The sequence below is a fragment of the Mitsuaria sp. RG genome (assembly GCF_028369275.1).
Classification (GTDB): Bacteria; Pseudomonadota; Gammaproteobacteria; order Pseudomonadales; family Pseudomonadaceae; genus Aquipseudomonas; species Aquipseudomonas peradeniyensis.
This window is the reverse complement of record NZ_JAQMYQ010000043.1, coordinates 1-23062: the sequence shown is the minus strand read 5'-3', so window position 1 is coordinate 23062 and position 23062 is coordinate 1. Positions and strand designations below refer to the sequence as shown.

At 66.6% G+C, this 23062-nt stretch carries 25 protein-coding genes; 11 read left to right on the top strand and 14 right to left on the bottom strand.

What is annotated here, in order from left to right; translation table 11 throughout:
* Positions 1-3 precede the first annotated feature (3 nt).
* The gene (locus tag POF53_RS20555; RefSeq protein WP_498969199.1) at positions 4-1074 is read right to left on the bottom strand and encodes a C45 family autoproteolytic acyltransferase/hydrolase; all 1071 of its coding nucleotides are present in this window, start codon (positions 1072-1074) and stop codon (positions 4-6) included.
* 100 nt (positions 1075-1174) lie between these two features.
* Positions 1175-2092 carry a LysR family transcriptional regulator gene (locus POF53_RS20550; RefSeq protein WP_498969197.1) on the bottom strand — a complete coding sequence of 306 codons (918 nt, stop codon included), beginning with the start codon at positions 2090-2092 and terminating at the stop codon, positions 1175-1177.
* Positions 2093-2278: 186 nt separating this feature from the next.
* On the opposite strand from POF53_RS20550, the gene POF53_RS20545 reads away from it, so the two are divergent.
* Positions 2279-4000 (top strand): amidohydrolase, encoded by a 1722-nt coding sequence (locus tag POF53_RS20545; RefSeq protein WP_498969195.1) that lies wholly within the window; start codon positions 2279-2281, stop codon positions 3998-4000.
* A 24-nt stretch (positions 4001-4024) separates the two neighbouring features.
* Here POF53_RS20545 and POF53_RS20540 read toward each other — a convergent pair whose 3' ends face one another.
* Positions 4025-4600: a hypothetical protein gene (locus POF53_RS20540; protein WP_498969193.1), complete on the bottom strand. Its 576-nt coding sequence runs from the start codon at positions 4598-4600 to the stop codon at positions 4025-4027.
* A 142-nt stretch (positions 4601-4742) separates the two neighbouring features.
* Here POF53_RS20540 and POF53_RS20535 point away from each other — a divergent pair, with 142 nt between their 5' ends.
* The 9 genes from POF53_RS20535 to POF53_RS20495 all read left to right on the top strand — a co-directional run bounded on the left by POF53_RS20535 (position 4743) and on the right by POF53_RS20495 (position 14185).
* Positions 4743-5201 carry a GNAT family N-acetyltransferase gene (locus POF53_RS20535; protein ID WP_498969191.1) on the top strand — a complete coding sequence of 153 codons (459 nt, stop codon included), beginning with the start codon at positions 4743-4745 and terminating at the stop codon, positions 5199-5201.
* A 279-nt stretch (positions 5202-5480) separates the two neighbouring features.
* Positions 5481-6983, top strand: coding sequence for a glycine betaine/L-proline transporter ProP (gene proP, locus POF53_RS20530; protein ID WP_203647303.1), 1503 nt, complete (start codon positions 5481-5483; stop codon positions 6981-6983).
* A gap of 148 nt (positions 6984-7131) precedes the next feature.
* Positions 7132-7587, top strand: coding sequence for a (2Fe-2S)-binding protein (locus tag POF53_RS20525; RefSeq protein WP_203647304.1), 456 nt, complete (start codon positions 7132-7134; stop codon positions 7585-7587).
* Positions 7587-9830, top strand: coding sequence for a xanthine dehydrogenase family protein molybdopterin-binding subunit (locus POF53_RS20520; protein WP_203647305.1), 2244 nt, complete (start codon positions 7587-7589; stop codon positions 9828-9830). The genes POF53_RS20525 and POF53_RS20520 overlap by 1 nt, the downstream gene beginning before the upstream one ends.
* 17 nt (positions 9831-9847) lie before the next feature.
* Entirely contained in the window at positions 9848-11182 is a 1335-nt protein-coding gene (locus tag POF53_RS20515) for a c-type cytochrome (protein WP_498969188.1), read from the top strand.
* A 216-nt stretch (positions 11183-11398) separates the two neighbouring features.
* Positions 11399-12415, top strand: coding sequence for an XdhC family protein (locus POF53_RS20510; RefSeq protein ID WP_232856918.1), 1017 nt, complete (start codon positions 11399-11401; stop codon positions 12413-12415).
* A gap of 205 nt (positions 12416-12620) precedes the next feature.
* Positions 12621-13202, top strand: coding sequence for a hypothetical protein (locus POF53_RS20505; protein ID WP_203647308.1), 582 nt, complete (start codon positions 12621-12623; stop codon positions 13200-13202).
* Positions 13203-13266: 64 nt separating this feature from the next.
* Complete coding sequence (locus tag POF53_RS20500) at positions 13267-13821, top strand: lipocalin family protein (RefSeq protein WP_498969186.1); 555 nt, start codon at positions 13267-13269, stop codon at positions 13819-13821.
* A 58-nt stretch (positions 13822-13879) separates the two neighbouring features.
* A complete protein-coding gene (locus POF53_RS20495; protein ID WP_203647310.1) occupies positions 13880-14185 on the top strand; it encodes an NIPSNAP family protein in 306 nt (101 codons plus the stop codon).
* A gap of 61 nt (positions 14186-14246) precedes the next feature.
* Here the strand turns inward: POF53_RS20495 and POF53_RS20490 are convergent, their stop codons facing one another.
* The 10 genes from POF53_RS20490 to POF53_RS20445 form a co-directional block, all read right to left on the bottom strand.
* The gene (locus POF53_RS20490; RefSeq protein WP_203647311.1) at positions 14247-14513 is read right to left on the bottom strand and encodes a hypothetical protein; all 267 of its coding nucleotides are present in this window, start codon (positions 14511-14513) and stop codon (positions 14247-14249) included.
* Between the two features lie 71 nt (positions 14514-14584).
* Positions 14585-15139 (bottom strand): EndoU domain-containing protein, encoded by a 555-nt coding sequence (locus POF53_RS20485; protein WP_203647312.1) that lies wholly within the window; start codon positions 15137-15139, stop codon positions 14585-14587.
* Between the two features lie 78 nt (positions 15140-15217).
* Positions 15218-16000 (bottom strand): glycoside hydrolase family 19 protein, encoded by a 783-nt coding sequence (locus tag POF53_RS20480; RefSeq protein ID WP_203647313.1) that lies wholly within the window; start codon positions 15998-16000, stop codon positions 15218-15220.
* A gap of 96 nt (positions 16001-16096) precedes the next feature.
* Entirely contained in the window at positions 16097-16483 is a 387-nt protein-coding gene (locus POF53_RS20475) for a hypothetical protein (RefSeq protein WP_186732609.1), read from the bottom strand.
* A gap of 31 nt (positions 16484-16514) precedes the next feature.
* Complete coding sequence (locus POF53_RS20470) at positions 16515-16688, bottom strand: hypothetical protein (protein ID WP_225933215.1); 174 nt, start codon at positions 16686-16688, stop codon at positions 16515-16517.
* A 43-nt stretch (positions 16689-16731) separates the two neighbouring features.
* Entirely contained in the window at positions 16732-17037 is a 306-nt protein-coding gene (locus POF53_RS20465) for a hypothetical protein (protein ID WP_232856924.1), read from the bottom strand.
* Positions 17037-17309: a hypothetical protein gene (locus POF53_RS20460; protein ID WP_050706449.1), complete on the bottom strand. Its 273-nt coding sequence runs from the start codon at positions 17307-17309 to the stop codon at positions 17037-17039. Before POF53_RS20460 ends, POF53_RS20465 begins: the two co-directional genes overlap by 1 nt.
* An 87-nt stretch (positions 17310-17396) precedes the next feature.
* A complete protein-coding gene (locus POF53_RS20455; protein WP_050706450.1) occupies positions 17397-18005 on the bottom strand; it encodes a DUF2589 domain-containing protein in 609 nt (202 codons plus the stop codon).
* Between the two features lie 11 nt (positions 18006-18016).
* A complete protein-coding gene (locus POF53_RS20450; protein ID WP_232856925.1) occupies positions 18017-18505 on the bottom strand; it encodes a DUF2589 domain-containing protein in 489 nt (162 codons plus the stop codon).
* A gap of 196 nt (positions 18506-18701) precedes the next feature.
* Entirely contained in the window at positions 18702-19742 is a 1041-nt protein-coding gene (locus POF53_RS20445) for a helix-turn-helix domain-containing protein (RefSeq protein ID WP_232856926.1), read from the bottom strand.
* A 224-nt stretch (positions 19743-19966) separates the two neighbouring features.
* Between POF53_RS20445 and glpT the strand changes: the two genes are divergently transcribed.
* Entirely contained in the window at positions 19967-21319 is a 1353-nt protein-coding gene (gene glpT / locus POF53_RS20440; protein ID WP_203647318.1) for a glycerol-3-phosphate transporter, read from the top strand.
* Positions 21320-21367: 48 nt separating this feature from the next.
* Here the strand turns inward: glpT and POF53_RS20435 are convergent, their stop codons facing one another.
* On the bottom strand, positions 21368-22972 hold the full coding sequence (locus POF53_RS20435; protein WP_498969180.1) for a mechanosensitive ion channel family protein: 1605 nt from the start codon (positions 22970-22972) through the stop codon (positions 21368-21370).
* Between the last annotated feature and the right edge of the window lie 90 nt (positions 22973-23062).

Sequence of the window (23062 nt, the reverse complement as noted above, 5' to 3'; positions counted from 1 at the left end):
GGCTCAGAAACGTTGGCAGCCGGCCTTGGCCAGTTGTAGCGGGGTGCCGGCGACGTAGTCGAGATGGCCGTGCTCGGTGTCGATGGCCACGCTGAGCAGGGTTTCCCAGCGCTCGGTGTCGGGCAGCGCCAGGTCCGGATGGAAGCAGATCGGCGCGGCATCGCCCGCAGCGCCGCACATGGCCTCGGCACGGGCACGCGGGTCGGCGCTGGTCATCTGGCCGACCACCTGTTGCAGATGGGCCAGCCGGCCCTCGGTCTCGGCCCGGTCGGCGACCTGCTCACCGGTACTGAGCTGCGGGTCGAGGAAATGGTTGGTGTGCAACAGCCAGCCATCCTCGCGGGGCAGCACCAGCGCCGTGCGCTCGGGACTCAGCTCGATGCTCACCGCACGTGGGCTGCGGTCCTCGCGGGAGAACACAGTGAGCACGGTGGAGGCGCTGACCCGCGCCGAACGGGCCAGTTCGATGGCCTCGTCGACACTGCGAGCCTCCTCCAGCAGCCGTCGGGCGATGGCATGCACCGGCACGCCGCCGGCGGTGTTGTCGCTGCGGTGGTGAAGGATGTTGAAGTGCAGGCCCAGGCCCGCGCTGTTGACCCCCAGCTTGGCCAGCATGCCAAACTCGCAGAACAGCTTGACCGCCAGGCCCTGGCGGCTGCGCAGGGCCAGCATCAGGCCATGGGGGCACAGGCTGTCGTGCCAGTCCCAGGTCTGCAGGGTCTGCGGCGCACGCGGGCCACGGGGGGCGTGCACGGTGGTGGAGCATTCGCTGTGGCGGGTGCGTGCCGCCAGCACCTCGGTGCGGGCGTTGAGGCTCGCCAACTGCCACAACGGCAGGCCGCTGCCACTGGCCAGGCCGGTGATTTCCGCCGCCAGGTCCGGGCTCCAGGCCTCGAGGGCGGCCAGGCTGTTCTCGCCGATGCGCTGCGCTTCGCCCAGCGTCACGCCGACGCGGGGAAAGAAGTCCAGGTACAGCTGGGTGGTCTCGCCGATCTGCCCGGCAAAGCGCTCGCCGACCTGACGGCCGCGGGCATGGGGATCGAGGGTATCGGTGACGCAGGTATGAATCTTCACGGCGGCTTTCCTGATGGGACGCGAGCGGCAAGCCTAGCGGCGAGGCCCCACCCCGATCATCGCCAGGCCCCGCACAACTTTTGTGCCCGCCAGGAAAAACTCAGGCGCGCAGGCCCTGCCCGCGCAAGTGCTCATGCAACAGGGCGATGAATGCCTGCACCTTGCGCGTATTGCGCCGATGCGGCAGGTACAGCACATGCACCCAGGGACCGAACGCGCTCAGCGCCCGCCAGTAATCAGGCATCACCTCCAGCAGTTGCCCATTGGTCAGGTAGGGTGCCGCGCACCAGGTGGGGATGAACTGCAGCCCCTGGCCATCGAGCAGGCAGGCCAGCAGGAAGTCGAAGTTGTCGCTGACCAGCCTGGCCGTCGGCTGGCGCACGCGCTGGGTCTGGCCCTCGTGCTCGATCCACCAGAAGCTGCGGTTGAGCAACGGGTGGCGCAGCAGCAGCCAGTCATGCTGGGCGTAGTTGTCCAGGTTGATGACCTCGCCGCGTCGGGCAAGGTAGTCCGGGCTGGCGCACAGGATCACGCGGTTCTCGATCAGCGGCTGGGCGATCAGCTCGGGCTGGTCGGTGGGACCGTCGCGCAGCGACAGGTCGTAGCCGCCGTCGATCAGGTCCTCGTTGGCATCGTTGAGGTTCACCTCCAGGCGCACCTGCGGGTGCTCGCGCATGAAGCGGCAGCACACCTGGTTGAGAAAGGCCGGGCCGAACGACGGTGGTGCGGTGATGCGCAAGGTGCCGCGCAGTTCATGCTGCAACTGCTCCACTTCTTCGGTGACCCGCTGCAGATGCATCAAGGCCTGTCGCGCGCCTTCCAGGTAGAGGGTGCCGGCTTCGGTCAGCGCCATGCGTCGGGTGGTGCGCTCGAACAGGCGCACCCCCAGCTCGGCTTCCAGATGGGCGACGGCCTTGGTGATGGCCGACGGCGTCTTGCCCAGCTGCTCGGCGGCACGGCTGAAGCTGCCGTGTTCGGCGGCGGCGACGAAGATGGTCAGGGCCGTCATTTTGTCCATGGTTGCTTCCTGGTTGGCACACTTGGGGCGCCGTGGAGTATCCATGGATTCATGCGCAGGCGGCAATCGATGGGGAGCAGCAAGCACTCTTTCCAGAACGCGAATAAAGTTGTGCCTGCCGTGCCGTTTAAACACCCTTCCCGCTTGGCTAGCCTGCCGCCTCCCCCATCAAGCACGAGGCATCGCATGAAGCAGTTCCTGAAGATCGCGCTTGGCGCCGGCCTGGCCTGCGCCGCCCTGCCCGGCTTCGCCGCCGTCGACCTGATCCTGCACAACGCCAAGGTCTACACCGCCGAGCCGGGCCAGCCACTGCAGCAAGCCGTGGCGGTGGAGGGCGAGAAGATCGTCGCGGTGGGCTCCGACCAGGCCGTGCTGCGCCTGAAGGTCGATGGCACGCGGACCATCGACCTGGGCGGCAAGGTGCTGATGCCCGGCCTGCTCGACTCCCACTCCCATGCCATCAAGGGTGGCCTGCAGCTGGAGTTGGCCGACCTGGCCGGTGTGCAGATCCCCCTCGACGCGCTGGAACAACGCCTGCGCCAGTGGCGTGAGGACGGCAAGGCACGACGCGGCGAGTTCCTCAGCGTCGGCGGCTTGCCGCCAACCTACTGGGACGACCTGGCCGCGCTCGAGCAGCGCTTCAACCAGGGCGAGTGGGCCGACCAACCGATCCTGTTCGCCGCCAACGACATGCACACCGGCTGGGCCAACCGCGCCATGCTCACCCGTGCCGGCATCGATGCGGCGAAGATCGCCGCCCTGCCAGCCGTGGCCCGCAACACCATCGGCCAGCACTCGGACGGCACGCCGAACGGCTTTCTCGTCGACGCCGGGCTGTACCCGGTCACCGACCTGCTGCCGGCACTGACCCACGACACACTGATGAGCGCCGGGCGCCAGGCCCTGGCGCACTATCGAAGCCTGGGCGTCACCGGCTGGATGGACCCGCTGGCCAACGAGCTGCCCGGTGCCGACGTACACAACGATTCGCTCGGCGTGCTGCCGGTGTACAGGGCCCTTGCCCTGCGCGGCGAACTGACCGCCCATGTGGCCGCGCTGCTGATGGCCGATTCCAAAGCCCGTCCGGCCGACCTGGATGAGCTGGACAAGGTGCGCCGGCAGTTCCTCGGCGTACCCAACCTCACCCTGCCCGGCATCAAGGTGTTCGCCGATGGCGTCGCCGAGATGCCGGCGCAGAGCGCGGCGATGCTCGAGCCTTACCGCAACTCGGGGCAGCACGGCGAACTGCTGCTGGACCCGGCGCACTTCGGCGAACTGGTGAGCGCCGCCGACGCCCGTGGCTGGCTGGTGCATGTGCACGCCATCGGCGACCGCGCCGTGCGCGCGGCGCTCGACGGCGTGGCCCAGGCCCGCCGTGATCGCGCCAGCGGCATCGCGCACTCGATCACCCACCTGCAGATGGTCAACCCGAAAGAGTACGCACGCTTCAAGCAGCTGGACGTGATCGCCTCGATGCAGTTGTACTGGGCCAGCGCCGACGAGGCCAATCTGGAGCTGGTCAAACCCTACGTCGATGCCATGGCCTTCCTGCACACCTTCCCGGCGCACTCGCTGCTCGCCCACGGCGCCACCATCGCCGGCGCCAGCGACTGGCCGATCAGCACCCCTGATCCCTGGCAGGCCATCTACCAGGCCATCAGCCGCGTCGGCCCCAAGGGCGTGCTCAACGCCGCCGAGGCCCTCGACCGCGAGACGATGCTCCAGACCTATACCCTCAACGCCGCCCGGGCCATGCGCCTGGAACGGCAGATCGGTTCGCTCAAGGCCGGCAAACAGGCCGACATGATCGTACTCGACCGCGATATCTTCAGTGTTGCACCCCAGGCGCTGCGCGACACCCAGGTGCTGCAGACCTGGTTTGCCGGAAAACCCATCTACACGCGCTGAGCCAGCTTGCGCGGGTCGGGTCGATCAACCGTCCATGCTCTTGGTCAATGCTTCGCTGCCCTTGGGCGGGTAGACCACCTCCCGGGTATCGAGGTCGCGAATCTCGGAGGTAATGGTGATGGTCATCGTCTCTCGCCCGGGCGGGCCGTTGATGGCATCGACGGTGTCGAAGTCGACGATGTAGCGCTTGCCTGCACGGAACTCGACGTCGCGCGCGGTGAAACCGCATTTGCCGCCACCGGTGCCCAGCGCGTTCATCGAGGCCCAGCACCAGCTCAGCGAGTGCTTGCCCGGCGTCAGCCGCAGCGCCTGCTTGCCCGCGATATCGAGGATCGAGCGGCGCCCGGCCCCCTCGAGCAACTGGTCATCGACATGGGTGGCCAGCAGCAGGCGATGGAACGGCACGCCCAGGGCGCGGTAGCGGATGGTGGCGAAGTACACGACCGGCGCGTCGGCCTGGTTGCCGGACAGATCATAGGGCGTCATCGTCTCAGGCGCCCAGTCACCCTGGTACTCCTTGTAGTGGTAGTTGGAGCAGGCTCCGAGCAGGGCGGCCAGTGACAGGGCGACAACCGATTTGAGGCGGGACGACAGACGCATGGTTCTTCCTTGGTGAATACAGGCGCAAGGATAGCGGCTGCGCACCCTTAAAATCAAAACGCCATCATCCTCGTCGATCACGCACCGCGGTGTATGCTTCGCGCAAAGGTCCGCCCCTCCTGCCCCTGAAAAGGACATCGTCATGCGCCGCCTGGACTGGCTGAAACACCACATGGCCCACAGCGATACCCTCGCCCAATGGCTGCACCAACAGTTCCACTATGAATACGCGGACGTGCCGCTGGCCGACTGGCAACGCGAGTTCGCCGAAGGCCAGCACAACGGGCAATGGCAATGCCTGGTCGCCCTGGACGGCGACCGCCTGCTGGGCAGTGCGGCCCTGGCCAGCGATGACCTGCCCGGGCGCCGCGACCTCGGTCCCTGGCTGGCCTGCGTGTTCGTCGCCCCAGAGGCGCGTGGGCAAGGCCTGGCGGAGCAACTGATCGAAGGTATCTGCGAGCATGCCCGCAGCAACGGAGTTGCCACGCTCTACCTGCATACCCACGACCAGGATGCGTATTACGCCAAGCGCGGCTGGACGCACATGGAACCGTTCGAGGCCTGGGGGCATAGCCATTGGTTGATGTGTCGCACGCTCTGACCAGCGCCGTCCTCAAGCCATGCGCCCTCCCCTGTGTAGGAGCGGCCTTGCGCCGCGAAAGGGCTGCAAGGCAGCCCCAGGATCTCAGCGCAGACGCATAATTCGCCGGGGCCGCTTTGCGGCCCTTTCGCGGCGCAAGGCCGCTCCTACAGAATTCGCGCATGGTTTACCCCACGCAAATGCCCCAGCAGGGAATTATTTAGCGCGCCGTTGTATCTGACCCTAGGTACAAGGCTGGCCAAACCATGGCCATGCCCCAAGCCTCAAGGACAACGGCCCATGAAATCACGCAGGAAACCCGTCAAGCCCATCGGTTTGAAGGACATCACCATCGTCGACGACGCCAAGATGCGCAAGGCCATCACCGCCGCCGCCCTGGGCAATGCCATGGAGTGGTTCGACTTCGGTGTCTACGGCTTCGTCGCCTATGCCCTGGGCAAGGTGTTCTTCCCCAACGCCAGCCCCGGCGTGCAGATGATCGCGGCCCTGGCCACCTTCTCCGTGCCGTTCCTGATCCGCCCGCTGGGCGGGCTGTTCTTCGGCGCCCTGGGCGACCGCTACGGACGCCAAAAGGTGCTGGCCGCGACCATCGTGATCATGTCGCTGAGCACCTTCGCCATCGGCCTGATCCCCTCCTACGCCAGCATCGGCATCTGGGCGCCGATCCTGCTGTTGCTGGCGAAGATGGCCCAGGGCTTCTCGGTGGGCGGCGAATACACCGGCGCGTCGATCTTTGTCGCCGAGTACGCCCCGGACCGCAAGCGCGGCTTTCTCGGCAGCTGGCTGGACTTCGGCTCGATCGCCGGCTTCGTCCTCGGCGCCGGGGTGGTGGTACTGATCTCGACGGTGCTCGGCGAGGAGCAGTTCCTCGAATGGGGCTGGCGCCTGCCGTTCTTCCTGGCCCTGCCGCTGGGCCTGATCGGCCTGTACCTGCGCCATGCACTGGAGGAAACCCCGGCGTTCCAGCAACACGTCGACAAGCTTGAGCAAGGCGACCGCGAAGGCCTGGCCAGCGGCCCGAAAGTATCGTTCAAGGAAGTCGCCACCCAGCACTGGCGCAGCCTCCTGACCTGCATCGGCGTGGTGATCGCCACCAACGTCACCTACTACATGCTGCTCACCTACATGCCCAGCTACCTCTCGCACAACCTGCACTACAGCGAGGACCACGGTGTGCTGATCATCATCGCGATCATGGTCGGCATGCTCTTCGTGCAGCCGATCATCGGCCTGCTCAGCGACAAGTGGGGACGCAAGCCGTTCATCATCATTGGCAGCGTCGGCCTGTTCCTGCTGGCGATCCCGGCGTTCATGCTGATCACCAGCGGCAAGCTGGCGGTGATCTTCGCCGGCCTGCTGATCCTCGCCGTGCTGCTGAACTTCTTCATCGGCGTGATGGCCTCGACCCTGCCGGCGATGTTCCCCACCCATATCCGCTACAGCGCCCTGGCCAGCGCCTTCAACATCTCGGTGCTGATCGCCGGCCTCACCCCGACCTTGGCCGCCTGGCTGGTGGAGACCACCGACAACCTGTACATGCCGGCCTACTACCTGATGGTCATCGCCGTGATCGGCCTGCTCACCGGCCTGACCATGAAGGAGACCGCCAACCGCCCGCTGCGCGGCGCCGCCCCGGCCGCCTCGGATATCGAGGAAGCCCGCGAGCTGCTGCAGGAGCACCACGACAACATCGAGCAGAAGATCGAGGACATCGACGCACAGATCGCCGAGCTCGAGGCCCGGCGCCAGACCCTCGCGCAACAGCATCCGCGCATCGATTGAGGCTACTTGCGCATTCCGCCGGATTGCTTGCCTGATCCTCTGAATCTGTGGGGTGTATCGGTTGCGCAATGGGCCCCTGTGCTAGCGTTTCTGGATTGGGGAACAGCGTATTCCCCGCTTCCACAACCGATGATCAGCAGGTGAGCCCATGGAACTACGAATCAACCAGCAGACCTACCAGGTCGAGGCTGACGCCGACACGCCCTTGCTCTGGGTGATCCGCGACGACCTGGGCCTGACCGGCACCAAGTATGGCTGCGGCCTGGCCCAGTGCGGCGCCTGCTCGGTGCTGGTGGACGGCAACGTGGTGCGCGCCTGCGTCACCCCGGTGGCCGGCGTGGTCGGCCGCGAGGTCACCACCATCGAGGCCATCGAAAACGACGCGGTTGGCAAGCGCGTGGTCGCCGCCTGGGTCGAGCACCAGGTGGCCCAGTGCGGCTACTGCCAGTCCGGCCAGGTGATGGCGGCCACCGCGCTGCTCAAGCACACGCCCAAGCCCAGCGCTGCGCAGATCGACGCGGCCATGGTCAACCTGTGCCGCTGCGGCACCTACAACGCCATCCATGCCGCCGTGCACGATCTCGCCGAAGGGGGTAAAGCCTGATGAGCACACGCATCGATACCCCCGAAGACTTGCTGAAACTGCCAGCAGGCGAAACCGTCAACCTGTCGCGCCGGCGCTTTTTGGTCGGCACCACCGTGGGCGCGCTGGTGCTCGGCTTCGGCCTGCCAGTGGGTGCACCACGCGTACAGGCCGCCAGCGCCACGGAGCGCGGTACCCAGGTGCCGGCTTTCCTGGAGCTGCGCCCGGACGGCAGCGTGCGTCTGCTCAGCCCATTCATGGAGGGTGGGCAAGGCGTCAACACCGCCATGGCGCAGATCGTCGGCGAGGAGCTGGACCTCGAGCCTGCCCGTTTCCTGGTCGAAAGCGCGCCCGCCGGCGAAGCCTACGTGGTCATGGAAAACGGCCTGCGCATCACCGGCGGCAGCATGTCGGTGCGCATGAGCTACCCGACCATGCGCCGCCTCGGCGCCCTGGCCCGGGCCATGCTGCTGCAAGCCGGCGCCCAGCAGCTGGGCGTGCCGGTGAGCGAGCTGACCACCGAGCCGGGCAAGGTGGTGCATGCCGCTTCGGGCCGTTCGCTCGGCTACGGTGAACTGGCCGAAACGGCCATGGACCTGCCGGTGCCGGACCCGGCCAGCGTCACCTTGCGCGACCCCAGCCAGTTCCGCTGGATCGGCAAGCCGGTGCAACGCCTCGACGCCTACGACAAGTCCACCGGCAAGGCCATCTACAGCATCGACATCAAGGTCGACGGCATGCTCCACGCCGCCGTGCAGCATGCGCCGCGCCTGGGCATGAGCGTCGGCGGACTGCGCAACGAGGAACAGGTCAAGGCCATGAAGGGCGTGCACTCGGTGCACCAGCTGCCCGGCGCGGTGGCCGTGGTCGCCGAACGCTGGTGGCACGCCAAGCGCGCGGTCGAAGCGCTGCAGGTGGACTGGAAGGAGGCGGCTGCCGACAGCCAGGTGCGGCCAATGCCCGCCGATTTTTCCACTGACGGCTGGCGCGACCACCTGGCCGCCCAGACCGGGCCGAGCCGCGACGAGGAAAACCAGGGCGACGTAGCTGGCGCCCTGGCCAGCGCCAAGACCACCGTCGAGGCCACCTACCACAACCAGTACCTCAACCATGCTCAGCTGGAACCGCCCTCCGCCACCGCCCGTTTCAACCCCGACGGCAGCCTGGAGGTGTGGCTGCCGAACCAGGCCCAGGACATGTTCCGCGACGACATCGCCAAGCGCACCGGCCTGGACCCTGCGCGGATCACCCTGCACTCGCCACTGCTCGGCGGCTTCTTCGGCCGCCACTTCCTGTACGACTCGGCCAACCCCTACCCGCAGGCCATCGCCCTGGCCAAGGCCGTGGGCCGGCCGGTGAAACTGATCTGGAGCCGCGAAGAGGAGTTCCTGCGCGATGCCATGCGCCCCATGGCTGTGGTCAAGTTCCGCGCCGGCCTGGACGACAAAGGCCTGCCGGTGGCCATCGAGGCGATCAGCGCCACCGAAGGTCCGACCGAGGCGCTCGCCGGCAAGCAGGGTGACAAGGTCGACCCCACCGCCCTCGAAGGGCTGTCGGGCAAGGCCTACGCCATCGCCAACAAGCGCATTGCGCAGATCTACGTCAAAGGCCCGGCCATGCTCGGCTACTGGCGCTCGGTGGGCAACTCGCTGAACGACTTCTTCTACGAGTCGTTCCTCGATGAACTGGCCGACAAGGGCGGCCATGACCCCTACGAGCTGCGCCTGCAACTGCTGCAGGGCAACCCTCGCCTGACCACACTGCTGCAGGCGGTGGCGGAATTGTCCGGCGGCTGGAAACGCGGCCCGTTCACCGCCGAGGACGGCAGCAAGCGCGCCCGTGGCGTGGCCATGGCCTCGCCGTTCGGCTCGGAGGCGGCGGTGATCGCCGAGGTATCGCTGGAGGGCGGCCAGGTCAGGGTGCACGACATCTGGCAGGCCATCGACCCAGGCAGCATCGTCAACCCGGCGATCATCGAAGCCCAGGTCAACGGCGCGGTGTCCCTCGGCCTGTCCCAGGTGCTGCTGGAGGAGGCGGTGTGGCTCAACGGCGTGCCACGGGCGCGCAACTACGACCTGTACCCGGTGCTGCCGCCGTCGCGCATGGCCCGGGTGCATGTGCGCATCGTCGAGAGCGGGGCGAAGATGGGCGGTATCGGTGAGCCACCGCTGCCGGCGGTGGCGCCCGCGGTGGCCAACGCCGTGGCGCAGCTCACCGGCCAGCGCGTGCGCAGCATGCCCCTGAGCCGCCATACCTTCAGCTGACACGACAAGGACAGCCCATGAACAACAGCCGATTCGCAAGAACCGCAGGCTGGCTGGCCTTGCCGTGCCTGGTCGCGGCAGGCCTGCTGGCCTGGTACGTCACCCGCGAGCCCGCCTCGCCCTTCAGCGCCACCGACAGCGCCGACGCCGCCCTGGTCAGCCGTGGCGAGTACGTCGCCCGGCTCAGCGACTGCGTGGCCTGCCACAGCCTGCCGGGCAAGGCACCGTTTGCCGGCGGCCTGGAAATGGCCACGCCGCTGGGCGCCATCCATGCCACCAATATCACCCCGGACCGCGAGCACGGCATCGGCGCCTACAGCCTGGCCGACTTCGACCGCGCGGTGCGCCAGGGCGTCGCGCCGGGTGGGCGACGGCTGTACCCGGCCATGCCCTACCCGTCCTACGTCAAGCTCAGCGACGACGATGTGCGGGCGCTCTATGCGTTCTTCATGAAGGGCGTGCAGCCGGCCGTCGAGGCCAATGTCCCCAGCGACATTCCCTGGCCGCTGAACCTGCGCTGGCCCATCGCCCTGTGGAACGGCCTGTTCGCGCCGACCAGCGCCTATGCGCAGAAGGCCGACCAGGACCCGCTGTGGAATCGCGGCGCCTACATCGTCCAGGGCCCCGGCCACTGCGGCAGTTGCCACACACCTCGGGGCCTGGCCTTCAACGAGAAGGCCCTGGACGAGAGCGGCGCACCGTTCCTCGCCGGCGCCCTGCTCGATGGCTGGTACGCGCCGAGCCTGCGCCAGGACCACAACACCGGACTCGGGCGCTGGAGCGAGCCGGAGATGGTGCAGTTCCTCAAGACCGGACGAAACAAGCACGCGGTGGTGTACGGCTCGATGAGCGAGGCGTTCAACAACTCCACGCAGTTCATGAGCGACGACGACCTGAACGCGATCGCCCGCTACCTCAAGTCGCTGCCCGGCGACCCGGGGCGTGACGGCGCACCCTGGCAGTATCAGGCGGTAGCCGCGGGGCCCGACACGCCGGGGGCGCATACCTACGCGACCCGCTGCGCCAGCTGCCATGGCCTGGACGGCAAGGGCCAGGCCGAGTGGATGCCGCCGCTGGCGGGCGCCACCTCGATGCTGGCCGCGGAAAATGCCTCGGCGATCAACATCACCCTCAACGGCTCGCAGCGCATCGTCGCCGCCGGGGTGCCGGATGCCTACCGCATGCCGGCGTTCCGCGAGCAGTTATCGGACCAGGAGATCGCCCAGGTGCTGAGCTTCGCCCGCAGTGCGTGGGGCAATCACGGCGGCGCGGTAGAGGCCAAGGCGGTGGGCGCGTTGCGCGGGCATACCGACCCGGCCAGTAGCAGCCCGATCATCCTGCATATGCGCTGAGCAGCGCTGTGGGAGCGGGTTCACCCGCGAAGCCGGTGACGCGGTGGATGGCACCGGCTCTGCCGGTGTTCGCGGGTAAACCCGCTCCCACAGGGATCGCGCCAGATTCTAAAAATTGAGCAAGACAGTTGCTCCCACAGGGATCGTGTCAGCTTTTAGACATTGAGCAAGACCGTTGCTCCCACAGGCACTCGGCAACACGAGGTTTCATACACCATGGAAAGCATCGACCTGCTGGTCCTGCGCACCACCCATGACTGGCTCCAGGCCGGCCACCGCGTGCTGCTCGCCACCGTCGCCCGCACCTGGGGCTCGTCGCCGCGTCCGGTCGGTTCGATGATGGCCCTGCGCAACGACGGTCGGGTGGTCGGCAGTGTATCCGGCGGTTGCATCGAGGACGACCTGATCCACCGCTACACCACCGCCTACGGCGGCCCCGGCCTGCCCGAAGGGGCACCCGAGGTGATCCGCTACGGCATCAGTGCCGACGACGCCCACCGCTTTGGCCTGCCGTGCGGCGGTACGCTGGAGCTGATCCTCGAGTTCATGCCCGCCGCCGCCTCGCTGCGACAACTGCTGGGGCAACTCGACAACGGCCAGCTGATGCGTCGCCAACTGACCCTGGCCGACGGCGCGGTCAACCTCGAACCCACCGCCACCCCGGAACAGTTCCGTTTCGACGGCCGGCAGATGACCAACACCCTCGGCCCCGGCTACCGCATGCTGCTGATCGGCGCCGGGGCGCTGGCCGAGTACCTGGCGACCATGGCCCTGTTCAACGGCTTCCGGGTGGCGGTGTGCGACCCTCGGCCCGAGCACATGGCCACTTGGTCGGTCGCCGGCGTCGAATACCTGAAGGGCATGCCGGACGATGTGGTACGCGACTTCAAGGCCGATCTGCGCACCTGCATCATCGCCGTCAGCCACGATCCCAAGCTCGACGACCTGGCGCTGCTAGAGGCCCTGCATGGTCCGGCATTCTACATCGGCGCCATCGGCTCGCGACGTAACAGCCAGCTGCGCCGCGAACGGCTGATCGAGCACTTCGGCGAAACCGAGCAGTCGCTCGAACGGCTGCATGGGCCCATTGGCATCTACATCGGCAGCAAGACCCCGGCGGAAATCGCGGTGAGCGTGATGGCCGAAGTGCTGGCGGCGAAGAACGCCGTGAGCTTGCCGGGGGCGGTGAGTGTGTCCAAGGCCAAGCGCGAGCGTGATCATCAACCTTTGTAGTGCCTGAACCGGCCTCATCGCGGGGCAAGTCGCATCGGCGCACCGCCGCTCCCACGACCGTCAGAGCGGCGCCAACGTGGGAGCGGCGGTGCGCCGATGCGACTTGCCCCGCGATGAGGCCAGCATTGGCCACACACCTGCCAACCAGTGTCTATGCTTCTTCTCGCATACACCCACCGGTATCGACCACAAGGAAGACAGGCCAATGACTGCCACCCTCGCACGCGCTGTTGCTTTCGCCTCGCTAGTGTCCGCCGCCAGCCTCACCGCCCACGCCGCCGAACTGCCCATCGCCAGCGAAGCGCTGGAAAGCCATGTCACCACTGAAGTGACCAGGATCGACCTGCCCAACCGCCAGGTCACGGTGAAGGGCCCCCACGACAAGGACGTGACCTTCCAGCTCACCGAACAGGCCAAGGCCCTGCCCAATCTCAAGGTGGGCGATCAGGTCGATATCAAAGTGACCCGTGCCATCGCCTATGTGCTCAACACCAATGTCGGCGGCGCTCCCAAGGCCTCCGAGGAATCGGGCACCATCCGCGCCACCAAGGACAACCCCAACCCGGGTGGCGAGGCGTTCCGTCAGGTCAAGGTCACCTCGCAGATCAAGAAGATCGACCTGAACACACACGAAGTCACCCTGCTGCCACCGGAAGGCAAGCTGCAGGTGGTCAAGGTCGAGGACCCCGAACTGCAGGCACGCATGAAGAATCTCAAGCTCGACCAGACCGTAGAAGCCATCTATACCGAAGTGCTGAGCGTGGAGACCTCACGCCCAGCCCAGTAAAACCTTTGGCCGGCCCGCGCATCGAACATCATGTGAGCCCTTCCCCCCCTTCAGGAGGTTTCCCATGGCGATGCGCCTGGCCGTGCCGTTTTGCTGCTGCCTCACCCTCGTGCTCATGGGCTGCACCAGCGCCCGCGATGAGCCGCCGCCCACCACGCAGCAGGTCGAACTGCAGCGCTACCAGGGCACCTGGTACGAACTGGCGCGCCTGCCGATGTTCTTCCAGCGCCACTGCGTGCAGTCCGAGGCCCATTACGGCCTGCGCGAGGACGGCCGTATCGACGTGACCAATCGCTGCCTGGAGCAGGACGGCCAGTGGAACGAAGCCCTAGGCGTCGCCGAGCCGCAGGTGGCCGGACGCACCGACAAGCTCTGGGTGCGCTTCGACAACTGGCTCAGCCGCCTGGCACCGAACCTGACAAAGGGCGAGTATTGGGTGCTCTACCACGACCCGGACTATCGCGTGGCACTGGTCGGCCACCCGAACCGCGAGTACCTGTGGCTGCTGTCGCGCTCAGCGACCGTCAGCGCCCAGACCCGAGAACAGCTGCTGGAGCTGGCACGCCAGCAGGGCTATCCCACCGACCAACTGATCTGGCGCCAACCAGCCCCCCGGTGACGGCCGCCATCCGCCCCTGTAAGGTGGGCCACCCGGCTCACCCGAAGGATTGCGTGCAATGATCACCTGCCACCTCAAGTACATCATCGACCCCTACCAGATCCCGGCCTTCGAGGCCTACGGCAAGCTGTGGATCGGCCTGGTCAACCGCATGGGCGGCACCCACCACGGCTACTTCCTGCCCAGCGAAGGCGCCAACAATGTTGCCTACGCCCTGTTCAGCTTCCCCAGCCTGGCCGCCTACGAACAGTACCGCACAGCCTCGGAAACCGATCCGGAGTGCATCGCCGCCTTCGCCCTGGCCAACGAGCAACGCTTCATCCTCAGCTACGAACGCAACTTCCTGCGGCCAGTGCTCGATTGACCTTCACAGGCCCGCGAAAAACCTGGTACGCATCACCGGCGTGCAGGCCCGGCGCAGGGTTTCAATAACGCGCTTTCGGCTGCCAACCCTGGAGGGTCTCGATGAAACTGTCCAAAGGCAGGCGCAGCGCAGGCCAGTCCTCCCTGTAGTGGTGTTCGATCACCACGGCGTCCTCTTCGAAGGCAACGTGGTAGGCGTTGCCGCTGTAGGCCTCCACCACTCGGTTGCGACGTGCGGCCAGGGCCTTCTCGAGCAAATGCTCAAGTGCCACGGCCGTCACCTCGTCGTCGAGAAACTGCTGCAGGCCTGGGGGGCGGGGATTGGACATGAGCAGGCTCCTTTGCCAGGGATACGGAAGAGCCGGGCATGATGCCCGGCCCTGGTGAGGGTGACGCAGGATCAGTAGTCAGGATAGGCGGTGGTCACCACCGTGCCAGCCCCATTCAGATATCCGACGATGTTGAACGATGCGCCAGGGTTGCCCGCCACGCAATGCGCCCCCGACGGCCCGCGGAACTCGTTGCCGTTCAGCGAGGTGCGGTTGTTGTAGGCATTCTGGATGGCCGCCACCACATTGGCTTGCGAGCAGCTGTCCGGGAACATGGTGGAGATGGACTTGCTCGCGGTCACGCCGTTCTGGGTGATGTTGAAGCTGCGCAGGACATAGATCCCGGCCGGCCCGACCGGCGTATTGGTGGTCGCCGCGGTGAAGGCCACGGTGGCGGGCAACTGTCCGCCAGGCCTGCTGTGGAAGCCCTTGGCCCGGTTGTTGGCCACCTCGCCGCAGAACACATGCTGTTGATTGACCGCCGGCACGCCGCCCGAATTGGGCTGTGGGCATGCCACGGCGGCCTGGGCGGACGCCACCGGCACCAGGCTGAACGCCAGGCTGCCGATGACCGCCAGCCCAGCCAACGCGACGCGTGCATGTGGGAACACGAAAGTCTTTTTCATCATGAAGCTCCTTTTTTACGGTGACAGGACGTTGTTGTCCTCGGGTTCCGCCGCTGCCGGCGAAAAGGGGGAATGGGATCAGCCGACCAGCAGCCACCTGGCCCGGGCGAGGTACGCGGCGCGGTCGTCCAGGCCGTTGAAACCGCCATTGACCCTGCGGGTAACCTCACGCAGGTCATCCTTGTCGGCCCAGTCGTTGAGCTTGCGGTTGGCCCAGAACCAGCCGGCGACGTCCACCGCCAGGGCCGGGTCGCTGCTGACCAGGGAGGGGTCGTCCTTGTTCTCGAAATCGCGCTTGCAGTACTGGCCGTACTGGCGGTAGTTGGCGCGACCGGTCAGCTGGATCAGCCCGCGCCCCTTGAAGCGCGGCCCGTCGCCCGGTTGCAGGTTGCCCAGGTCCTTGCGACCCTCGTAGGCACTCCCGCTGGCCAGCTCCTCGGTGTAACGCAGGCAGCCGCTCTCATGGGCGATCTGGGCAAGGAAGTGGGCGATGCGCAGCGGCGTGTCGATGCGGTAGCGGGTCAGCACGTCGAGCACCGGCTGGTGGAAGGCATCGATACGTGTGCCGCTGGCATTGATCAGCGCCAGCCACAATTTGGGCGCGACCAGCCCACCGGGCAGGCCCACGCGCAAGGCGGCCAGGGTCGCATCGCCCGGCGCCACCGGCTTGCCCTGCGGGCTGCCGATAAGCTGCTGGAAGTTGTCCAGCGCACTGCGCGTGCCGCCCCCCCACAGGCCATCGATGCCAAGCGCGCAGCTGAAGCCGCGTTGACCGCTGTTGAGGTTGAGCAGCAGCTGCAGGCTGCGCACATCGGCGGTGGCGTTGTTGCCGCCCGTCCCTACGGTGTTGGTGATGCACATGGTCAGCTCCTTTTTTCGGGCAAGCCGCTCCCCGTGGGGCAGCGGCCAGGCCGTGCCTTGATGGCGAAGCGAATGGATGTCGGTTGCTTGTGGCGGCTACCTGGCGGGCGGCACCAGGGTGGCGCTGTAGGCGAGCTTGTTGGCCTGGGTGAACAACTGGATCTGCAGGCCGTCACTGCCCTGGCGACTCTGCAGGTAGCCCAGGGTCAGCGGCCCGCAGCGGCCCGCCCCACCGCCTTTGAGGCTGTAGCTGCGCTCCGGCCCGTCTGCGCCGTTGAACTCCAGGGCGAAATCGCACGCCCATCCCGCGCCGAAGCGCACCTTGCCGGCGTTCTTGCCCAAGCCCGCGCCAGGATCGATGTTCAGCAGCACCGGCACGTTGGTGCCGTTGTCCTTGAATGTGCCCTGGTACTCGTCGGCCCACGCCGATCCCAGGCCGGCCAGTGCAAGGGCACCGGCCAGTGCGGTTGCCAGATGTCTCATGGTGACTCTCCTTGTTGGGTGATTCATGGGTTCAGAACGCCAGCACCAGCCCCGCCCACTTGGCGATGGCCAGGGCCAGGTCGGGCTGGATCGCCCCCAACGCCACCAGCGCCGACAATGCGGCCGCGCCGATGGCGCACAGCACGCGTTTGCCGGTGGACATCCGAGCCGGTTGGCCTGGTTTGTTCTTGAGAATCGTGCGCATGGTTCGGGTCTCCTGGGTTGAAAGCAGCAAACGCATCGAGCGCTCAGTCGGCCTGGCCATCACCGGGCCTCCCGTAGTGGCCGAACAGCTCGCCATCGAGGCAAACGACAATCGCCTCACCGGCATCGCCGGGCACGTTGATACTCAGCTCATGCAAGGTTTCATTGCGCCGTGGCGCGCGACCGACACGCAGCGCCAGACTCCCCGGCGCATCGCCGGGCTCGAGGGTGGCGGCCAGCACCACCTGCATCTCTGCGATCCGGATCCCCGGCCAGCGTTGCCCGGTGGCGTGCCGCGCGCACTGCACGGCGCCGCCCAGCGCGTGGACGAACTCTGCGAAGTGGTTCATCACGAGGCCTCCTGTTCGTCGGCCAGCCAGAACGGCCGACGGGCGAAGCCCACGTGGTAGATGAGTGACTGCAGCACCACCTGGTGCTCGCCGATGTTGAGCAGGTTGAAGGTTTTCTCGATGCCGACGATGCGCCCCTTGGGCGGTTCGCTGAGGCAGCGGTTGAGCAGCGCGGTCTGCGCCTGGATCAGCTCGTGCGACGTCAGCTTCTCCGGATCGGTGCTGCCGACGACGATGCGTTTCACATATCCCACGTCCGTTAGATCGAACATCACGGAACTCCTTTCCGGAAAAGTCTGACGGCCAACCCCTGGCTAGCGCTCACACGACCACAGGGCTGGCATTGGGCCGATCACCGCTTACTGCTGGGTGATGGCTTTGGGCGCGACCGACTGCGAGATCATGTCCAGCACCCGGGCCAGTCCTTCCGGCATACCGTCGTCGGCCGCGTGGACCTCGACGTGATACTTGGCCGACTGGTCGGTCGAACGGGTGTTCTCCTTGTGCGAGGACACCGAGCCGGAGATGTTGACCTTGGCGCTGAACGGCCCCCAGCCCACGCTGGCCTCGGCCGACATCGCCGCCTGGGCGTCGGTGGCTTCGCGCGATTGCTCGGAGTTCTTCACCTCCATGTCGAAGGTGATGTCGACCTTGTTGATCGACAGGTTCGGCACCTTGACCACCGCCAGCAGCGGGACTTCGAGCTCCACCCGTTCCATCGGGATGGTGCCGTCGTCGGGCTTGCTGGTGGACGGACGGTCGAAGCGGAAGCTGACCGTGCGTACATCGCCCACCGCGTTGGGGTCGGTCGGGTTGTTGGGGTCAGGCAGGAAGCCGATCACCTTGATGAAGTCGGCGGTGGCATTGGCCAGGCGGACCTGGGCGTCGCAAGCGGCTGTGAGAGGACCGCCGATCAGGTCGCCCATAGGCAGGCCGCGGAACTGGTCACCCATCGAGAAGTTAGCCATTTGTGTTTCTCCTAGATCAATTTATCGAGGTTTTGCAGCAGCCGAGCCATCCCCTCCGAAGGGGGCTGGGTTTCGACTTTGAGGGTGACGCGCGCCAGCGGCCCGCCTTCACCATTGCGGCGAACGCCCAGGTCGACGTTCAGAGCCTTGTGGGTCTCGCTCGGCCAGCCCGAGTCGTCATCACCGGCAGTCGCCGGGCCGACGTTCGCGGCCGAACCGTCATCGGCGTTCAGCCCTACCTCGAACGAGATTTCCATGTCCTTCACGGCCATCAGCCGCGCCCCCACCAGCGACAGCAGCGGGACCCGTACCACGCGCTCCTCGCCTTCCTTCGCCTCGGGCGAATGGGACGGCAGGCGCACATCGATGCTGACCGGCCGGTTGTCCTCGTCGAAGTACTGGCGCACGGTCGACACCTGGAAGCGCTGGATCTTGTCCTGCGCCTCGGCGACCGCGCCGGCGATGCTCTGGATGAGGTGATGGAGGGATTGATTCGCCACGACCGACGCTCCTTGTCTCATGCGGTGCCGATGCCGTCCGGGTGGCTTCGGTATGCCCCACGCGTTGCAGGGTTCAGGCCCTGACGACGGCACCGGGTTGGATGGATGGTTGGGTTTCCAGGTGAGCCCAGATTACGGATGGGCCTGGGGCGTGTCCGGGGGCGTGCGTCCCGGAAATCGGGTCAGCCGTCCCGAATCAATGACTGGCCAACTCGCGCAGCCAGCGCGCCATCGAGGGCGGCTCGCCGACTCGCGCATCCGGGCAGGCCAACTCGCCTCGCTGCAAGGCGGTACGCGCCGCGCGTGGAGACAGGCCGAAGGCCTTGCGGAACACCTTGCGCAAGTGCGCCTCATCGGTAAAACCATGGTCGTAGGCCAGGTCGCCGATGCGCCGCCCGGCATTGCCGGGCTCGCCCAACGCTTGCAGGTAGCGGCGCAGGCGCCGTTGCAGCAGGTAGTGGCGCACCCCGCCGAATCGCTCGAATGCCCGATACAACTGACTGCGCGAGGTACCCATGGCCTTGGCCAGCACCGTCGGGGTAAGGTCGTTGCGTTGCAGGTTGCGCTCGATGTAGCTGCGCGCCCGTCGGCCGAGGTCGCCCTGTGTGGGCGAGGCCCTGACCTGGCGGCAAGCTGCCGCGCTGATCAGGCAGGCACCGATCACTCCCACCAGCGGCTGGCCCAGGTGTAGCAATTGGTCCTGGGTCAGTTGCGGCGCGGCCGTGGCGAGCGACGACAGCAGGCTGGCGAGCAGGCGCCCCATCGGGCTCTCCCGTCCCAGGCGCAGGCCATGCAACTGCCATGTGGGGTGCGCCAGCGCGGTACGGGGTATCACCAGGCTCAGGCCTTCGCCGCCGGCCATGGCAAAAGCCGCCGGCTGTGTCAGGTCCAGCACCACCACATCCCGCGCCCGCACGCGCATGCCATTGCCAGCGGCCAGGCCACGTTGCAGCGGCAGGTGCAGCACATAGTGATCGAGGTCGCACCCGTCCAGACGGTGCGCGTCACGGCCATAGCGGGCGCCCTCCAGGTAACCACGGCACAACAAAAATCGCTGGCAATGAAAGACCTCGAGCGAGGCACTGAATGCATCGCCTGCCCTGGTCGCCGTGCTGAAGAGCACGTCGGCCGCCAGGCGCCAGGCACGCAAGTGCTCCGTTGTGATGTGCAGGAGGGGCAGTTGCGTGTCGCGGGGGGCGGTGCTGGTGCGCTCGGCTTGCGTTACGTGAATATCCATGTGTTTCGGCTCTTCTATCCATAGTCGAGCCGGAAAAGTGGTTCACTTCCGATTAGCCTGTAGCCTTTTGCCATTATTCGTGTCAGGTATCTGCCATCAACCTGTCGTCGAGAAACACGGCAATTTTCACAAAACAACACCTGCTCCCCGCGAAACAGATATTTTTTCTGTAACGAAAATGTAAAATTCGTTTTCGCATACCTATAACAAGTTGGGAGCTTCACATGTTTGCCTTCTTCCGCCCTGCCGCGCACCAGGCGCCGCTGCCCGACGAGCGCGTCGACAGCACCTATCGTCGCCTGCGCTGGCAAATCTTCGCCGGGATCTTTTTCGGCTATGCCGGCTACTACCTGCTGCGCAAGAACTTCTCCCTGGCCATGCCCTACCTGATCGAGGAAGAGGGCTACACCCGTGGCCAGCTGGGCGTGGCGATTTCCGCCATCGCCATCGCCTACGGCCTGTCCAAGTTCCTCATGGGCCTGGTCTCGGACCGCTCCAACCCGCGCTACTTCCTGCCCTTCGGCTTGCTGATCTCGGCCGGGGTGATGTTCATTTTCGGTTTCGCGCATTGGGCCACGTCCAGCGTGACGATCATGTTCGTGCTGCTGTTCATCAACGGCTGGGCCCAGGGCATGGGCTGGCCGCCGAGCGGGCGGACCATGGTGCACTGGTGGTCGCAGAAAGAGCGCGGTGGCGTGGTCTCGGTGTGGAACGTCGCCCACAACGTCGGCGGCGGCCTGATCGGCCCGCTGTTCCTGCTGGGCCTGGGCTGGACCAACGACTGGCACGCCGCCTTCTACGTGCCCGCCGCCGTGGCGGTGCTGGTGGCCGTGTTCGCCTTCGCCACCATGCGTGACACCCCGCAGTCGGTCGGCCTGCCGCCGGTCGAGCAGTACAAGAACGACTACCCGGAAGGCTACGACGAAAGCCACGAGCAGGAGTTCAGCGCCAAGCAGATCTTCGTCGAGTACGTGCTGCGCAACAAACTGCTGTGGTACATCGCCCTGGCCAACGTGTTCGTCTACCTGCTGCGCTACGGCGTGCTCGACTGGGCGCCGACCTACCTGAAGGAAGCCAAGCACTTCAGCGTCGACACCACCTCGTGGGCGTACTTCTTCTACGAGTGGGCCGGCATCCCCGGCACCCTGCTGTGCGGCTGGATGTCCGACAAGATCTTCCGCGGCAACCGCGGCCTGACCGGCATCGTGTTCATGGCCCTGGTGACCGTCGCCACCCTGGTGTACTGGCTCAACCCGCCGGGCAACCCGACCGTCGACATGATCGCGCTGTTCTCCATCGGCTTCCTGATCTACGGACCGGTGATGCTGATCGGCCTGCAGGCGCTGGAGCTGGCGCCGAAGAAAGCCGCCGGCACCGCGGCCGGCTTCACCGGCCTGTTCGGCTACCTGGGCGGCTCGGTCGCGGCCAGCGCGGCGATGGGCTACACCGTCGACCACTTCGGCTGGGACGGCGGCTTCGTGCTGCTGGTGAGCGCGTGCGTGCTGGCGATCGCGTTCATGGTGCCGACCCTTTGGCACACCAAGGCGGCAAGTGCCAGTCGCGAGGCGGTGGCCTGATAGCCAAACCCTGAATCGGCGGCGCCCGTTGTAACGGCGCCGCTGGTCTCACTCCCCGGGCGCATCCGGCGCCTGCGCCGGCGCGCTGTACCAGCGCTCGGGCGGCACCCACTTCTCCTGTGCCGGGTCGCCCAGGTAATGCGGCGACATGATCTGCACGCCGTATTCGTTGAACACATCCTGGATATTGGCGTGCAGCAAGCTCAGCAGCTCCGCCCGCGGCCTGGGCTCGCTCGGCACCGCCTGGGCGACCAGGCGGTATTCCGGGTAGAAGTCCGACAGCCCGGTCTGGAACACCTGCGGCCTGGGACTGGCGAGGATGCCGTCGGTGCGCCGCGCCGCCTCGGTCAGCATCGCCTCCACCTGGCGCCAGGGCGTGTCGTAACCAATGGTGACCACGGTATCGACGATATAGCCCGCCCCCTGTACCGCCCTTGAATAGTTGCGGGTCACGGAACCTGTGATCATCGAGTTGGGCAAGGTCAGCACTTCGCCCAGCCCGGTGCGGATGGTGGTGTTGAACATCCCCACCTCGGTCACCGTCCCCTCGTGCTCACCGACCCGCACGTACTCACCGGCCTTGAGCGTGCGCGAATAGGTGAGGATCAACCCCGCCGCCGCCTGGCCGACCACGCTGGAGGCGCCCAGGGAAATCATCAGGCCCAGTAGCACCGACAAGCCCTTGAACGCATCAGTGCCCGAGCCCGGCAGGTACGGGTAGGCCATCACCAGGGCGAACAGCCAGATGGCCAGGGAGGTCAGGCGCGTGGTCGGTTGCAGGGTCTCGCCGGTCAGCCAGGGCACGCTGCCGGGGCGCGCCAGGCGCTCCAGCAGGCGGCGACTGAAGCTGCTGATGCCACGGGCGATGAAGAAGATGGTGATCGCCACGGCGATGCCCGGGATGGCATGGACGATCCCGTCGAGCAGGTAGCGCAGCAGGTCGAGCAGGTGCAGGTTGAGGCTCTCGCCCCAGGGGCGGGTGTAGGGGAAGCGCGACAGCACGAAGCTCAGCCACTGGTAGCTGAACAGCGCCACCAGCAGCCAGTAGAACAGGCGCAGCAAGCGGTCGACCAGGGCATAGACGTACTGCATGTCGAACAACGGCAGTTGCCCCACCTTGAGCTGGTAGGCCCGGTTGCGCATCAGCCTGGGCAAGAGGCCAGTGAGCTTGCGCCGGGCAACATGAGTGGCCTTGAGCAGCGCGAGGTAGATCAGCGTGGCCAGCAGCGAGTAGCCCAGGGCCACGAACAGGAAATGCAGGCTGCGCGCCTCGCCGGTTTCGTCCACCACCTGGCGCAACACCATGGCGGCCTGCTCGGCGGCCGCCCGGGTATCGCCCGAGCCGCCCGGCAGGTCCTGCGGGGCGACGATGAAGGCGCGCCGGTCACCGATCAGGACCAGTTGGCTGTCCATCATCGGATCGACCCGCACCTGCAGCCCCTCGGCACCGCGCAGGGCCTCGTCGACCACCGCCCGGGCGCGCTGCGCACGCACTGTCGGGGGTTCGCCGAGCAGGCTGGCGTGGAAGGTGAAGACCGTGCGGTTGGCCACCGTCAACTGCGCCGCGACAGGTGCTGTGCCATCGGCGTCGTCGGCCATGGCGGCGGGGATCAGCGACAACAGCGACAACAGCAGGCAGTACAGGCATTTCATCAGGCAGCTCCCTGGCCTTGCGTGACCTATAGCACGCAAGCGTAGCTGCTCGTTGCGGGGGCTTCAGGCTGCCTGGTGTCCGCCGCAAGC